The 12,951-nt window shown below is 71.1% G+C and carries 11 protein-coding genes; 6 read left to right on the top strand and 5 right to left on the bottom strand.

All coding sequences use genetic code 11. The features are described from left to right. Positions 1–7: 7 nt before the first annotated feature. The 5 genes from H4281_RS02290 (at position 8) to H4281_RS02270 (ending at position 3,477) form a co-directional block, all read left to right on the top strand. On the top strand, positions 8–1,108 hold the full coding sequence (locus H4281_RS02290; RefSeq protein ID WP_182889179.1) for a serine hydrolase domain-containing protein: 1,101 nt from the start codon (positions 8–10) through the stop codon (positions 1,106–1,108). 14 nt (positions 1,109–1,122) lie between these two features. Continuing rightward, a complete protein-coding gene (locus H4281_RS02285; RefSeq protein WP_182889178.1) occupies positions 1,123–2,028 on the top strand; it encodes a cobalamin-binding protein in 906 nt (301 codons plus the stop codon). A gap of 136 nt (positions 2,029–2,164) precedes the next feature. Then, the gene (locus tag H4281_RS02280; protein WP_182889177.1) at positions 2,165–2,755 is read left to right on the top strand and encodes a hypothetical protein; all 591 of its coding nucleotides are present in this window, start codon (positions 2,165–2,167) and stop codon (positions 2,753–2,755) included. Further along, a complete protein-coding gene (locus H4281_RS02275) occupies positions 2,752–2,955 on the top strand; it encodes a DUF6186 family protein (protein ID WP_182889176.1) in 204 nt (67 codons plus the stop codon). The genes H4281_RS02280 and H4281_RS02275 overlap by 4 nt, the downstream gene beginning before the upstream one ends. A 48-nt stretch (positions 2,956–3,003) precedes the next feature. Next, entirely contained in the window at positions 3,004–3,477 is a 474-nt protein-coding gene (locus H4281_RS02270) for an SRPBCC family protein (RefSeq protein WP_182889175.1), read from the top strand. Here the strand turns inward: H4281_RS02270 and H4281_RS02265 are convergent. From H4281_RS02265 to H4281_RS02245, 5 genes are all read right to left on the bottom strand, one after another. Beyond that, positions 3,474–4,250, bottom strand: a complete 777-nt coding sequence (locus tag H4281_RS02265) for an SDR family oxidoreductase (RefSeq protein WP_182889174.1) — start codon at positions 4,248–4,250, stop codon at positions 3,474–3,476. The two genes, H4281_RS02270 and H4281_RS02265, sit on opposite strands and share 4 nt — an antisense overlap. Before the next feature lie 77 nt (positions 4,251–4,327). Continuing rightward, entirely contained in the window at positions 4,328–4,678 is a 351-nt protein-coding gene (locus H4281_RS02260; protein ID WP_237599947.1) for a hypothetical protein, read from the bottom strand. Between the two features lie 77 nt (positions 4,679–4,755). Beyond that, positions 4,756–5,697, bottom strand: coding sequence for a non-homologous end-joining DNA ligase (ligD, locus tag H4281_RS02255; protein WP_182889172.1), 942 nt, complete (start codon positions 5,695–5,697; stop codon positions 4,756–4,758). Between the two features lie 102 nt (positions 5,698–5,799). Continuing rightward, positions 5,800–7,902 carry a DUF6541 family protein gene (locus H4281_RS02250; protein WP_182889171.1) on the bottom strand — a complete coding sequence of 701 codons (2,103 nt, stop codon included), beginning with the start codon at positions 7,900–7,902 and terminating at the stop codon, positions 5,800–5,802. 241 nt (positions 7,903–8,143) lie between these two features. Then, the gene (locus H4281_RS02245; RefSeq protein WP_182889170.1) at positions 8,144–11,128 is read right to left on the bottom strand and encodes an arabinosyltransferase domain-containing protein; all 2,985 of its coding nucleotides are present in this window, start codon (positions 11,126–11,128) and stop codon (positions 8,144–8,146) included. 378 nt (positions 11,129–11,506) lie between these two features. Here H4281_RS02245 and H4281_RS02240 point away from each other — a divergent pair, with 378 nt between their 5' ends. Further along, a complete protein-coding gene (locus H4281_RS02240) occupies positions 11,507–12,898 on the top strand; it encodes an amino acid permease (protein WP_182889169.1) in 1,392 nt (463 codons plus the stop codon). The last annotated feature ends 53 nt before the right edge of the window (positions 12,899–12,951 follow it).

The following is a 12,951-nucleotide window of genomic DNA, read 5'->3' as shown; positions in this document are numbered from 1 at the left end:
GAGCCGGATGACTGTCAACGGTGCGGTAAAGCCCGGTTACGAGAGCGTCCGGGAAGCGTTCGGGGACCTCATCGAGGCGACCCACGGCGGAGCCGCGTTCAGCGTGTTCCGCGACGGCGCCCCGGTGGTGGAGCTGTGGGGCGGCTCGGCGGCGGACGGCGTGCCGTGGACCGAGGACACCCGTGCCGTGTTGTTCAGCGGCACCAAGGGCGTGGTCGCGACCGTCCTGGCGATGCTGACCGCGCAGGGGAAGCTCGACCCGGACGAACGCGTCGCCCGCTACTGGCCGGAGTTCGCCGCGGCGGCCAAGGAGGACGTGCCGGTCTCGCAGGTCCTCTCGCACACCGTCGGCCTGCCCTACGTCGAGCCCGACCTGCCCATGCTGGACAACGCGGCGAACGCCGAGGCCCTCGCCGCCCAGCGTCCATTGTGGACTCCCGGCACGAAGGTCGCGTATCACGCGCTCACCTACGGCTACCTCGCCACCGAACTGGCCCGGCGCGTCACCGGCGCGGACCTGGGCACGCTCATCCGCGGCCAACTCGCCGAGCCGCACAGCCTCGACCTGCGGCTCGGCACCCCGCCGACGGTCCCGGTCGCCACCCTGCGGCGCGCGCCCGGGTACCGGATCAGCACGTTCCTCCAGGACGAGGAACGCCGCCGGATCGTCGAACGGATGTACCGCGGCCTGCTCGACTCCGGCGACTCGATGAACTCGCCGGAGTACCGCGGCGCGACGCTGGCGGCGGGCGGCGCAGTCGGCACCGCAACCGCGATGGCCCGCCTCTACGACCTGCTGCGCTCCGGCGAACTCGTCCCCGACGACGTTCTCGCCCAAGCCACCCGCACCTGGTCCGAAGGCGTCGACGCGATCAACGACCGCCCGCTGCGCTTCGGCCTCGGCTTCGAACTGGCCGATCCGATCGGCACCTACGGCCCCGCCGACGCCGACCCCGCCGCCTTCGGCCACTCCGGCGCCGGCGGCGGCCGCCACGGCGCGTGGCCGACCCGGGGGTTGTCGTTCTCCTTCGTGACGAACGAGCTCCAGGCCGAGGACGTCGACCACCGGGCGTCGTCGCTGCTGCGGGCGCTGCACGAGGCCGCCTGACCTACCGTGGGGAGATGCGGATCGTCTCCCTGCTGCCCGCCGCCACCGACCTCGTCGCCATCCTCGGGAAGGCGAGCGACCTCGTCGGCCGCACCCACGAATGCGACTGGCCGGCCGAGATCGCGTCGGTGCCGGTGGTGACCGCCGCCGACCTCGATTCCGACACCCTGACCAGCCGCGAAATCTCCACCGCCGTCGGCTCGTCCCACCAGGGTTCGTCGCTCTACTCGGTCGACGTCAACCAGCTGGCCGCCCTCGCGCCGGACCTTGTGCTCACGCAAGACCTGTGCGAGGTCTGCGCGGTGTCCTACACCCGCGTCGCCGCGGCAGTGCGGATGCTCGACGCCGGACCGCGCGTCCTCAGCCTGGAACCGCGCACCCTGGACGAGGTCCTCGACTGCCTGACCACCCTCGGCGACGCACTGGGAGTGCCAGACATCGCCGCTGCCCGGACGACCGAACTCCGCTCCCGGCTCGCCGCGGTCCGGCATCAGGTCGCGGGACTGCCGACGCCCCGGGTGGTCGCGCTGGAATGGCTCGACCCGCTCTGGCCGGCCGGGCACTGGGTGCCCGAGCAGATCTCCGCCGCGGGCGGCATCCCGTTGCTCGCGGAACCGGGCGCGCACACGAAACCGATGACCTGGGACGCCGTGGCCGCCGCCCGCCCGGACGTCCTGCTCGTCCTCCCCTGCGGCTTCTCCCCGGACCGGACCGAGAGCGAACTGGACGTCCTCGCCTCGCTGCCCGGCTGGAAAGACCTTCCCGCGGTCCGGAACGACCGGGTGTGGCTCCTCGACGGCCCGTCCTACTTCAACCGCCCCGGCCCCCGGGTGGTCCGCGGCGCAGAAATCCTCGCGACGGTGCTGCACGGCCTTCCCGCCAGCCCACCGGTCAGCGCTGCGGAGGCCCGGCGGATCTGACTGAGGGTCGTGCGTGTTCATGCCGGTTAGAACCGGCATCGCCGCGCACGACCCGAAAAGATCGCCCGGCCGGGAAGCCCACGGCCCCCTTTCGTGTTGTCCTCCAAGCAGGACCGGCACGGAACGGGGGCGTCGCATGGCACTACCCGAGCGGCACGCGGCGGACTACCCAGCGCCCCGCCTGGCCGTCGATCTCCCGATCGCTGCCCTCCTCATCGCCTCCCTCGCCCACTGGATCCGCGGCGCTCCCGCCGACGGCGTGATCTTCTTCGCCTCCGCCATCCTGCTGCTTTTCACCGAACGCCACAGCACCCCCGCCGACCCCCTGTTCCCCGCCGTCCGCCTGCCCGGCACTTCGCTGATCGTCGCCGTCGCCCTCGTAGCCCTGGTCTTCGGCCGCCAAACCGTGCCGATGTTCCTGGCCGTCACCGCGATCGGCATCGGTGCGCTCATCGCGGAGTGGCGGGACCCCTCGCTCCCGCCGCGCCCCGTCCCGCGCCGCGGCTGGCTGTGGGTCGCGCTGGCGATCTCCTGGTGCCTCTGGGAACTCGTCTCCTTCATCTACGAGCAAGCCGCGGGCGGGCTCTCCCTGACGCATCCGACGATGAGCGACCTCGTCGACCCGATGCTCGGCAACCGCGTCGTGCAGGCTCTCGCGCTCGGCGTCTGGGTCGCCGCCGGGCTGGCGATGCTGCGCGCCGCCGCCACCGCGAGGAGAACGGCGTGAACAGCAGGCTGATCACCGAAATCGGCTTCGGCGCGATCGTGGCCGCCGCCCTGCTGCTGTGGCTGGGCAGCCACTTGTTCCCGAAGAGAATCCCGCCGTTGACCCGCGTCCTCTCCGCGCTGATGCGCAAGCGGTCCACCCTGATCGCGCTCGTGCTGGCCTGGTGGTGGGTCGGCTGGCACTTCTTCGTCCAGAGCTGACCGGCGACCCCGAGCTAATCATCGATTATTTCTGATATGGTCGATGATGTGAACGAACGTATCGAGGTTTCCCGGATCATCCCCGCCCCCGCCAGCGCCGTCTTCGCGGTCCTCACCGACCCGCAGGGCCACGTCGACATCGACGCGTCCGGCATGCTCATGGCCGCCGAAGGCGAACCGGTCGCCCAGGCCGGCGACCGGTTCGTGGTCCACATGGACCGGGAAGCGCTCGGCGACCGGCCGCTCGGCAAGTACGACGTCGAGGTCGTCATCACGAAACTGGTCCCGGACGAGGAAATCGCCTGGACCGTCGAAGGCAGCCTCCGCCCGCACGTCCGCCACGTCTACGGCTACCGGCTGGAGCCCGCCGAGGACGGCACCCGCGTCACGTCCTACTACGACTGGTCCGAACTCAGCGAGGAGTGGAAGGAACGGCTGACCTTCCCGATCGTCCCCGAATCCGCCCTCAAGGCGACCCTCGGCATCCTGGAGCGCACCGTCCGCCGCCGGGCCGCCGGCTAGCGGTACCGCAGCGCCGTCGGCTTGCCCCGCTCCGCCAGATACTGCTCGAAGGTCACCACGCCGTCCGCGTGCTCCGGCGCCAGGTTCGCACCGGCCGCGTAACCCCGGGCGATCCGCCCCGGCGCCGGCACCGGAACGAGCCGTTTGTCCTTCCCGGACGCGGCGAGCAGGGCACGCGCCAGATCAGCCGTCGTCCGCACCTGCGGTCCGCCGAAGTCCGCGACCCGCCCCCGCGGTTCGCCTTGAGCCAGCCCGACGAGCCGAGCCGCGACATCGCGCACGTCAACGGGCTGGAAGCGGAACTTCGGCACCGGCACCACCGGCAGCCGCGCGGCGCCGGCGAGGATCGTCCGCACCAGCGAGTGGAACTGCGTCGCCCGCAGGATCGTGTGCGGCATCCCGGAACCGGCGATCAGCTTCTCGGCGGCCAGTTTCGCCTGGTAGTACCCGAGCGGGAGCTTGTCCGCGCCGACGATCGAGACGTACACCAGATGCGGCGCCTGCCCGCTCCACCGCGCGGCCTCGACGAGCGTGCGGACCGTCTCGACCTCCCGCCGGTAGTCCGTCGCGCAATGCAGCACCGTGCCGACCCCGGCGACCGCGACGTCGATGCCCCGTCCGGTACGCAGGTCGCCGGCCGTCCACTGGACGCCTTCGCTGGACCGCCTCCGCCTGCTCAACGCCCGAACCGGAACCTCCGCGGCCCGCAGCCGCTCCACGACCGCCCGGCCCAGTTGCCCGCTTCCGCCGGTGACGAGGATCTGCTCGGCCACGTGGTCCTCCCGCTGCCGCACCGCCCGGGCTCAGCCGGCTTTCGCCCGCCATCCTGGCATGCCTCGCACCGCGCGGGTCAAAACTTCGAACGCCACCGGACCGTCGGCTCGTCCGCGGCGTCCCGGCGCGGCGTGTCTTTCCGCAGCAGCACCGACAGCCGTCCGTACGCGGTGATCAGCTCCGACGTCGCCTCGTTCCCCCGCCCGGCCCGGGCATGCTCGAATCCCTGCCGCAACGCGGCCAGCGCGGCCGGTTCCGCGGTCGCGAGCAGGCCAGCGGCCTCGGCAACGGTCTCGGCGAGGCCGTCGAGCATGGCCTTCGTCTCCGGCCGTCCGGGCGCGACGGTGAGCACCGGCGACAGCACGCGCAGCTGGTGGTGCAGCCGGTACAGCACGGCAAGCGGATCGTTCTGCCCAGCACCGTCCATCGTGGCATCCTCCGCTCCGTCCCCGGGGAGACGGACGGAAGGTTCCCCCATGACGCCAGGCGCCCGATTGACTTCGTTCAGGAGTCCTCTGCCTCCAACCCGTCCCGGTCGGCCCACTCGAGCAACGGCTCGAGCGAGTACGCCGTGTCGTCGATCCCCGCGTGCAGGTCGCCGAGTTCGGCGAACCGCGCGGGCACGGTCGCGATCGTGCAGTCGTGCGGGTCGACGTCGTCGACCTCGTCCCAGCGGATCGGCGTGGACACCAGCGCCTCGGGCACGCCGCGCACCGAATAGGCGCTGGCGATCGTGTGGTCGCGGGCGTTCTGGTTGTAGTCCACGAAGAGCTTCTTCGGGTCGCGGTCCTTGCGCCACCAGGTGGTGGTGACCTCGTCCGGAGCCCGCCGCTCGACCTCGCGCGCGAACGCCAGCGCGGCCCGGCGGACGTCGGCGAACCCCCAGCGCGGCTCGATCCGCACGTAGATGTGCATCCCGCTGCCGCCGGACGTCTTCGGCCAGCCGCGGATGCCCAGCTCGTCCAGGATCTCCTCGGCGACGTGCGCGACCCGGCGCACCGTGCCGAACCCGCATTCGGGCATCGGGTCGAGGTCGATCCGCCATTCGTCGGGCCGTTCGGTGTCCGCGCGCCGGGAATTCCAGGGATGAAACTCCACTGTGGACATCTGCACCGCCCACGCGACGTGCGCCAGCTCGGTCACGCACAGCTCGTCGGCGTGCCGCTGGTAGCGGGGGAACTGCACCCGCACCGTCTCCAGCCACGGCGGCGCGCCGTTCGGCACCCGCTTCTGGTGCACCTTCTCGCCGGTCACCCCGGACGGGAAACGGTGCAGCATGCACGGCCGTTCCCGCAGCGCGCGCACGATCCCGTCGCCGACCGAAAGGTAGTAGCGGACGAGATCGAGCTTCGTCTCGCCGCGCGCCGGGAAGTACACCCGGTCCGGGTTGGACACCCGGACCGTCCGGTCCCCCACCTCGAGCTCGACGGCCTCGCCCTTAGCCATGGCACCGACCGTATCCGGAAACGCCGGTCGCGTCAGCGGCCGAACGGCACGAGGGTGAAACGCCCGCCCGCCGCGGAACCGGCGGCTCGCCTCCGCGCTCGGTCAATTCGGCATCGCGGCGAGCACGGAGCGGTCCAGCTTGTACACCGTCACCGTGCCCGACTGGAAGGCCACCGACAGGCCGGGCAGGCCGTCCAGGTTCTGCAGTCCCGGCGCCAGCTCGAACGTCGGCGCGGTGTACCAGCTGTTCGGCGAACCCGGTCCGGCGCCCATGGTGGGAGCTTTGCTGTCGACGTAGACGTAGCCGATGTTCAGCGACAACACGGTTTTCCGGATGTTCGGGTCGGTCGGATAGTCGCGGAACGAGCGCAGCAGCTCATACGTCACCGGTTCCAGCGCCGAGCCGAGCGTGACCACGTTGACCACCGGCACCCGGTCCTCGACATAAGCGTAGGTCGAGCCGTCGTTGGCGCTGTTCATCAGCCGCTCGCCGGGCTTGATGTGCTCCTCGACGAATTTCGCCGCTCGTTTGTCGTCGTCGTTGACCCTGGTGAACTCCGGCTTCGCGTAGCGGCTCGCGATCACCTCGGCGTTGCGGTGTTCGTAGGGAACCGCGGCGTAGAAGACGTATCCGGCCAGCACCGCGGCGAGCAATGCGACGGAAATCGGACCGGCGAATCGGCGGGCGCAACCGAACACCGCCGCGTTCTTCGGTTTCCCGGCCAAGCGAATGATTCCGGCCGTCACGAATACGACCGCGATAGCCGCCAGCACCGGAATGAACAGGGAAATGTGCGACTGAATGCGCACATACGATTTGTAGAACGGCGATCCGACCATCGAGCCGATGCCCGACCACGGGTGCACCTTGAAATCGACGACGATCGCCAGCCAGAACAGCCACATCGCGGCGACGCCCCAGGCGCGGCGCAGCACCAGGACGACCAGCACCCCGGCCAGAGCGAGCACGCCCGCGCTGAGCTGGGAGAAGATGCCGTGCGGATCGAAGTACCCGCCATACGTGAGCTTCAGGTTGGTCGACAGCGCGTCGCCGAACCGGCCGGGCGGGATGTCCGGCGACCAGGTCCCGGTGCGGGTGGCCTGGCTCGCCGAACCGAGCAGAGTGGTCGCCGACGCGAGCGCGGCCACCACCCCCGCGGCCAGCAGCACCGGCCATTGCCCGCGCAGGATCTGGCGTCCCCGCTTCGTGCACGCCTCGACGATCCAGAACACCACGACGCTGAGGCCGACGGTCGCGGCCACGCTCGGGTGGACCGAGAACACCCCGGCCACCCCGATGCCCAGCACGACGGCCCGCAGCCAGCGCGAACCCGGACCCCATCCGCGGTGCCCGCCCACGCTGATCAGCGCCGCGATCACGCCCGGAGCCATGCTCATCGCGGCCGCGTTCGGCGCGATCCCGCCGTCGTGCAGGAGCTGCACGCCCGGCCGGTACAGCCCGGCCGCGACCAGCGCGGCCGCCCCGCCGGCGAGGGCGGTCCAGCCCGATCCGGCGCGCAGCCTGCGGAACACCGCGGCCGCGAGCGCCGCCGAGCCGAGCACGAACACCGGCCCGGTGATCAGGGCGTTCATCACGTTGAAGCCGGTGATCGGCCCGCCGGTCAGCTCGCCCGACAGCGCGGCGGGCAACGGCAGCCCGGACGGGTAGAACGACACCGGCTGCCCGGTGAGCACGTCGATCGGCAGGAGGTCCCACGGCGCGGCCCGGCCGGTGTCGCTGATGTAGGCCACCAGCACCATGTGGATGATCGTGTCGTGTTCCTGCGGATAGGTGTCCCAGGAACCGAGGCCGCCGTGCCATTGCTGCAGCGCGAGCGCGATGCCGCCGAGCACCAGGACCGCGGCGCCGATCTTGGCCGCCAGCAGCCAGCGCCCGGTCAGCGCGGGCAGCAGCGAGGTGTCCGGCTGCTCGACCGGCGCCGGTTCGCCGCGGCCGCGGCGGAACCAGGCGATGCCGAAGACGATCGCGGACAGCAGCAAGGTCACCGCGAGCGCGAGCGGAATCCCGAAGGACAGCCCCGGAATGCCGGACGCGAGGCCGGCGAGGCCGTAGACGCCGACGCTGACCGGGGCGGTCAGCGCGGCCAGCCACAGTTTGTCCCGGATGCCCGCGGCGAACTGCACCAGAAGTCCCGGCAAGGCGAGAACGGCCAGCCCCGCCAGCGGGTACAAAAGCAGACTCACGGCGAAGACCACCCAATCTCGTGAAGAACTCGTTGGATTCCACGGGGAACTGCGGCTGTGCTGAAGACTGGGGCCGCCGGTCGCGCGTCGAAGACGGAACTTCCGTTTCGCCTTCGATTTCGACGTGCTGCCTTCCGGCCAATACGGAGAATACGACACCGGCCCCGAGATCCCGGGACCGGCCCGCGGAAGTCGATCGACGGCTCCGGAACCACGATGCGCCCGGCCGCCCGCCGTGCGGCTACCCGCCGCCAGGCGCCGCGTCCGGGTCCAGCACCGCGGTCTGTTTCGCCAGGCCGGACGTCGACCGCGTGCCGTGCTCGACGGTCAGCCCCCGCATCGCCACCGGGTAGTCGAACCGGAAGACCGCGACCGGCTCCCGGACTTTGTCGCCGCGAAGGTACGTCGGCACTTCGGTCGCCTTCGCGTCGGCGTACAGCGGCACGTACGGTCCCCCGGCATCCGCGGAGTAGGAAACCCCGACCAGCGACTGCGCGTCCTGCCCCGGCGCGAACCGGTAACGCACCGGCTGCACGATGCCGTCCGACAGCGACGCCGGGGTCCGGCACGGCAGGACGAACGCGTTGGTCCAGTCCAATGTCACCGGCTCGTTCACCGGGATCACGTTCGTCAGCGGCGTCAGCCGCGGAATCCGCGGCGCGGTGACCCCGACCCAGCCCGACGCGCTGGGGTCTTCGTCCCGCGCGACCACCCGGACCCGTTGCGCCCCTGGCGCCTGCCAGCGGGGATCGAAGCGTGCGTCGAGCCATTTCCCGGTGTCGTCCGCTTTGGCCTTCGCCGTCGCCAGCACGGTCCCGTCCGCCTTCGCGAACTCGACCGACACCTGCGCTTTCCCGTGCGCGGCGCGGGAAATCACGACCGGCGGCGAATCCGGCGACCCGATGCCGGCGGGCAGGTCGTACCACCCGCTCACGAACGTGCCGGTCCGGGAGGGCGCGCCGTAGGAACTCCACGCCGGATGCTCCGGGTCGCTGCCGAACGGCGCGCGCGGCGGGGCGTCCGGCGGGAACGCGGTGTTCATCGCGAACCCGTCCGCCGAGGCCGGGGTGGACGGCCGGAGCACACCGGCCGCGATGTCCGGCTCGACGTCCAGCCAGTCCTCGACGCCGCAGGAGTTTCCGGCTTTGCCGGCGCTGGCGGCGAGGCCCAGCGAAGCCAGATTCGACCGGCCGACGGAGTAGGTGCCCCAGCGCACCTTCACCGCCTGCGCCTGCCCGACCACTTCGACCGCCACCGTCGCGGCCGCCACCGCGACGATCACCCAGCTCGTCCTCGGCAGCCAGCGCGGCGCCCGCCCCGCCCCGTCCCGTCGCTTCGCGGTCTGCCAAGCCCCGGCGACCACGCCCGCGAGCGCGACGGCCAGCCCGGCCCAGAGGGCGAGATCCGCCAGCCGCACTCCCTTGACCGTCGGGACAGTGTCGCCCCAGCGGACGTCGTAGTCGGACTGCATCCACCACCAGTTCGGCGCGGACCACGCCAGCCACGTCGTCGCCGCGACCAAACCCAGCGCCGCCGCCCGTTCCCACACCGAGGCCAGCGCTCCCCTTGCGACGGTGTGCACCAGCATCGCGATGACCACCGTGCCGAATCCGGCCAGCGCGCCGAAATGGTGCGTCCATTTCGTCGGCGTGAACGCGAGCACGACCAGGCAGAGAACACTGATGACGACCATGCGGCGAGCAGGCCCGACGGCCAGTCCCGGAGCGCGGCGCCAGATCAGCAGCACGGCGGTCAGCGCCATCGCCAGGAGCATCAGCAGCACCGGGACCCGGCGGTTCAGCGCACCCTCGACCACCGACGGGTCGAGCAGGGTGGCATACCGGTTGATTTCGGCCTGCCACGGCAGATCCGGTCCGATCTTCTGCCGGACAGCAGTCGACTCCAGGACCGCGGTCAGCGGCTGGTCGTAGAACGCCGTCAGGAGCGCGCTGGCACCGGCGCCGACGACCACCGCGATCGCGCCGGGCACGCGCAGGTCTCCGCGCCTGCGCGCCAGCCGCGCGAGGGGGCGCACCCCGGCGATGAATGGCAGGAACGCCGCGATCCCGAGCGGGTTCGTCGTCGCGGTGGCGCCGGCGACCGCCAAACCGATCGCGACCGGCGTCAGCGCACCGGTCGCCAGGGCGCGCTCGACCAGCGCGAACACCGCCAGCGAGCCGAACACGATCCACGGCTCCGGACGCAGCCCGACGTCGAAGGCCACATACCAGGCCAGGAACAGGGCCGCGGTCGCCCAGCGGGTCCACCGGGCCGGCCGGTTCACCAGCCGCGGCAGCACCACGCGGTCGATCAGGAACCAGGACGCCAGCCCGAGCAGCACCGAAGGCAGCCGCATCCACACCATGGCTGGCGTGACGCGGCCGAGAAGCGCGTACAGTTCGTAGTACCAGCCCCACGGCGCTTCCGGCGCGTTGAACCAGCGGAAGTAATTGCCGGTGAACCCGCTCGTCCCGCGAGCGCGCAGCATCGTCGAGATGTACCCGTCGTCCACGGTGAGCGCACCGACGACGGACCAGACTCCGAGCACGCCGGTCACCACGAGGTCCGCCGGCCGCGGCACCCACGCCCGCCGCGGAAGCAGCCGGACGCGGCGTGCGGCGGCCCGGTCGCGCCGGACCAGCAGCACGATCATGGCGAGCACCGCGAGCACCGACACCACGCCGAGCGCGATCTTCGCCGCGCTTGCCGTGCTGACCCATCGGGTGTCGGGTTCGATCTGCGCGGACACCGTGCCGGGGTGTTCGGTGTACAGCCCGGTGACGGTCGGCCTGCCCGCCGTCTTGCCGGTGCCGACCGTGGTGCCTTCGCCGTCGGCGTGCACCTTCAAGTGGCAGTCGCCGCCGACCGGTTGGCGAAACAGTTCCGTGCCACCGAGTTTCGCGCTGACGATGCCGTCGGCCGCCCGGACCTCCAGCCCGCCCGCGGCGCGCTCCGCTCCCTGCTTGCCTTCCGGCGGGGTGGTCGCGAGCAGCAGCCCGTCCGGGCCGGCGCAGCGGACGGTCGCGTCGAGTCTGGCCGGGTGGTACGGGTACAACGGCAGCGCGGTGTCCTGCGCGCCGTCCCATCGGTACGTCGTCGTCTCAGTGTTCACCGGCGCGACGGTGAACAGCACCGCGGTCAGCGCGGAGACGAGCCCGAGCCCGATGATGAGCCAACGGTGGCCAGCTTGCCTGCGTGCGGAGGCGTCGGAATCTGGGGTTGGCACGGCGCGGAGTTTAGTGTTCCGGCGTATCTCCGCCGTGAAGCGGCCCAGCGCCGCCGCGTCGTCGCATGTGAGGCCAGCCGCGCTCGCGCACCGGGCGCTTCCGTCCACTGTGGAATGGCCGCCGCGGCCCTTCGTCGCCCGTTCCGGTGACTCTCGCGGGCCTTGCCGCCCGGATACCCTCGAGGACGCCCCGGGTTACCCGAAAGTCTCCGGCCGGACCGTCCACGGTGGACATCCACGCAGCTCCAGCACGCTTTCCGGAAGTCAAACGGGTCCTGCCCGGTTTGCCCGGTTCCTCCACGGTGATCTGGAGCACACCTTAAGTCCAGCCTAGGTGTGCTGCGTCACGCGGTGCGCTACCGCTAGCGTCACGCAACCATGGAATCCACAGTGGTCGCCAAAGAGGGCGACAACTACACGAAAGCACTGGGCAACCGCCAGGTGCAGATGATCGCGATCGGCGGGGCGATCGGGGTCGGGCTCTTCCTCGGCGCGGGCGGGCGGCTCCACGAAGCGGGTCCGTCGCTCGTCCTTTCCTACGCGCTGTGCGGCATCGCGGCCTACTTCGTGATGCGGGCGCTCGGCGAGCTCGTGCTGCACCAGCCCAGCTCCGGCAGTTTCGTGACCTACGCCCGCAAGTTCATCGGACCGTGGGCCGGGTTCGTGTCCGGCTGGATGTACTGGCTGAACTGGGCGATGACCGGGATCGCGGAGATCACCGCGGTCGCGATCTACGTGCACAAGTGGCTGCCGGACGTGCCGCAGTGGATCACCGCGCTGATCGCGCTCGGCGTGCTCATGGCGGTCAACCTGCTGAGCGTGAAGCTGTTCGGGGAACTGGAGTTCTGGTTCTCCGTCGTCAAGGTCCTCGCGATCATCGTCTTCCTGGTGACCGCGCTCGGGCTCGTGTTCACCGGCGCGAACATCGGCGGCACCACGGCCGGCGTGCACAACCTGACCGATCACGGCGGGTTCTTCCCGGCCGGCGTCGGCATCGCGCTGATGACGCTGCAGGCGGTCGTGTTCGCCTACTCCGCGATCGAGGTGGTCGGCATCGCGGCCGGCGAGACCAAGGACGCGCGCAAGGTGCTGCCCAAGGCGATCAACGGCGTCGTGTGGCGGATCGGCGTCTTCTACGTCGGTTCGGTGCTGCTGCTGGCGATGCTGCTGCCGTGGCCGTTCTACAACGGCGGCGAAAGCCCGTTCGTCACCGTGTTCTCGCGCCTGGGCATCGGCGGCATCGGCGACGTGATGAACGCGGTCGTCCTCACCGCCGCGCTCTCCTCGTGCAACTCGGGCCTGTACTCCACCGGCCGCATCCTCCGCGCGCTCGCCGACGAGGGCGAGGCGCCGAAGTTCGTCGGCAAGATGAACTCGCGGCATGTGCCCTACGGCGGAATTCTCTTCACGTCCGTCGCCTACGTGTTCGGCGTGGTGCTGAACTACTTGCTGCCGAAGGAAGCCTTCGACATCGCCACCGCGGTCGCGTCGCTCGGCGTGGTCGCGACCTGGGCGACTCTGGTGTACTCGCAGATGCGCATGCGCCAGGCGGCGTTGCGCGGCGAACTGGAGCGGCCGAGCTACCGCATGCCCGGCGCGCCCTACACCGGCTGGGCCACGCTCGGATTCCTCGTGCTGGTCGTGGTGCTGATGGGATTCTCCGACGGAGCCGAGAAGATCGCGTTCTACTCGATCCCGGCGATCGTCGTGGTGCTCGCCGTCGGCTGGCGGCTCGTGTCCCGCAAACGGCAGGCGCGCACCGGCGCCTGAGCGGAGCCCGCGTTCCCCCATCCCCGCGAACGCGGCACCGGCCCGGCCGTCCT

This window comes from Amycolatopsis dendrobii (genome assembly GCF_014145675.1).
GTDB lineage: Bacteria > Actinomycetota > Actinomycetes > Mycobacteriales > Pseudonocardiaceae > Amycolatopsis > Amycolatopsis dendrobii.
The sequence above is the reverse complement of the archived record's forward strand: the minus strand, read 5'-3'. Positions and strand labels throughout refer to the sequence as shown.

Excerpts from the sequence above, each read along its gene's own strand:
- H4281_RS02260 (WP_237599947.1), bottom strand. The coding sequence starts at position 4,678 with ATGGACGGTGCTGGGCAGAACGATCCGCTTGCCGTGCTGTACCGGCTG.
- ligD (WP_182889172.1), bottom strand. The coding sequence starts at position 5,697 with ATGGCTAAGGGCGAGGCCGTCGAGCTCGAGGTGGGGGACCGGACGGTC.
- H4281_RS02290 (WP_182889179.1), top strand. The coding sequence starts at position 8 with ATGACTGTCAACGGTGCGGTAAAGCCCGGTTACGAGAGCGTCCGGGAA.
- H4281_RS02280 (WP_182889177.1), top strand. The coding sequence starts at position 2,165 with ATGGCACTACCCGAGCGGCACGCGGCGGACTACCCAGCGCCCCGCCTG.
- H4281_RS02240 (WP_182889169.1), top strand. The coding sequence starts at position 11,507 with ATGGAATCCACAGTGGTCGCCAAAGAGGGCGACAACTACACGAAAGCA.
- H4281_RS02285 (WP_182889178.1), top strand. The coding sequence starts at position 1,123 with ATGCGGATCGTCTCCCTGCTGCCCGCCGCCACCGACCTCGTCGCCATC.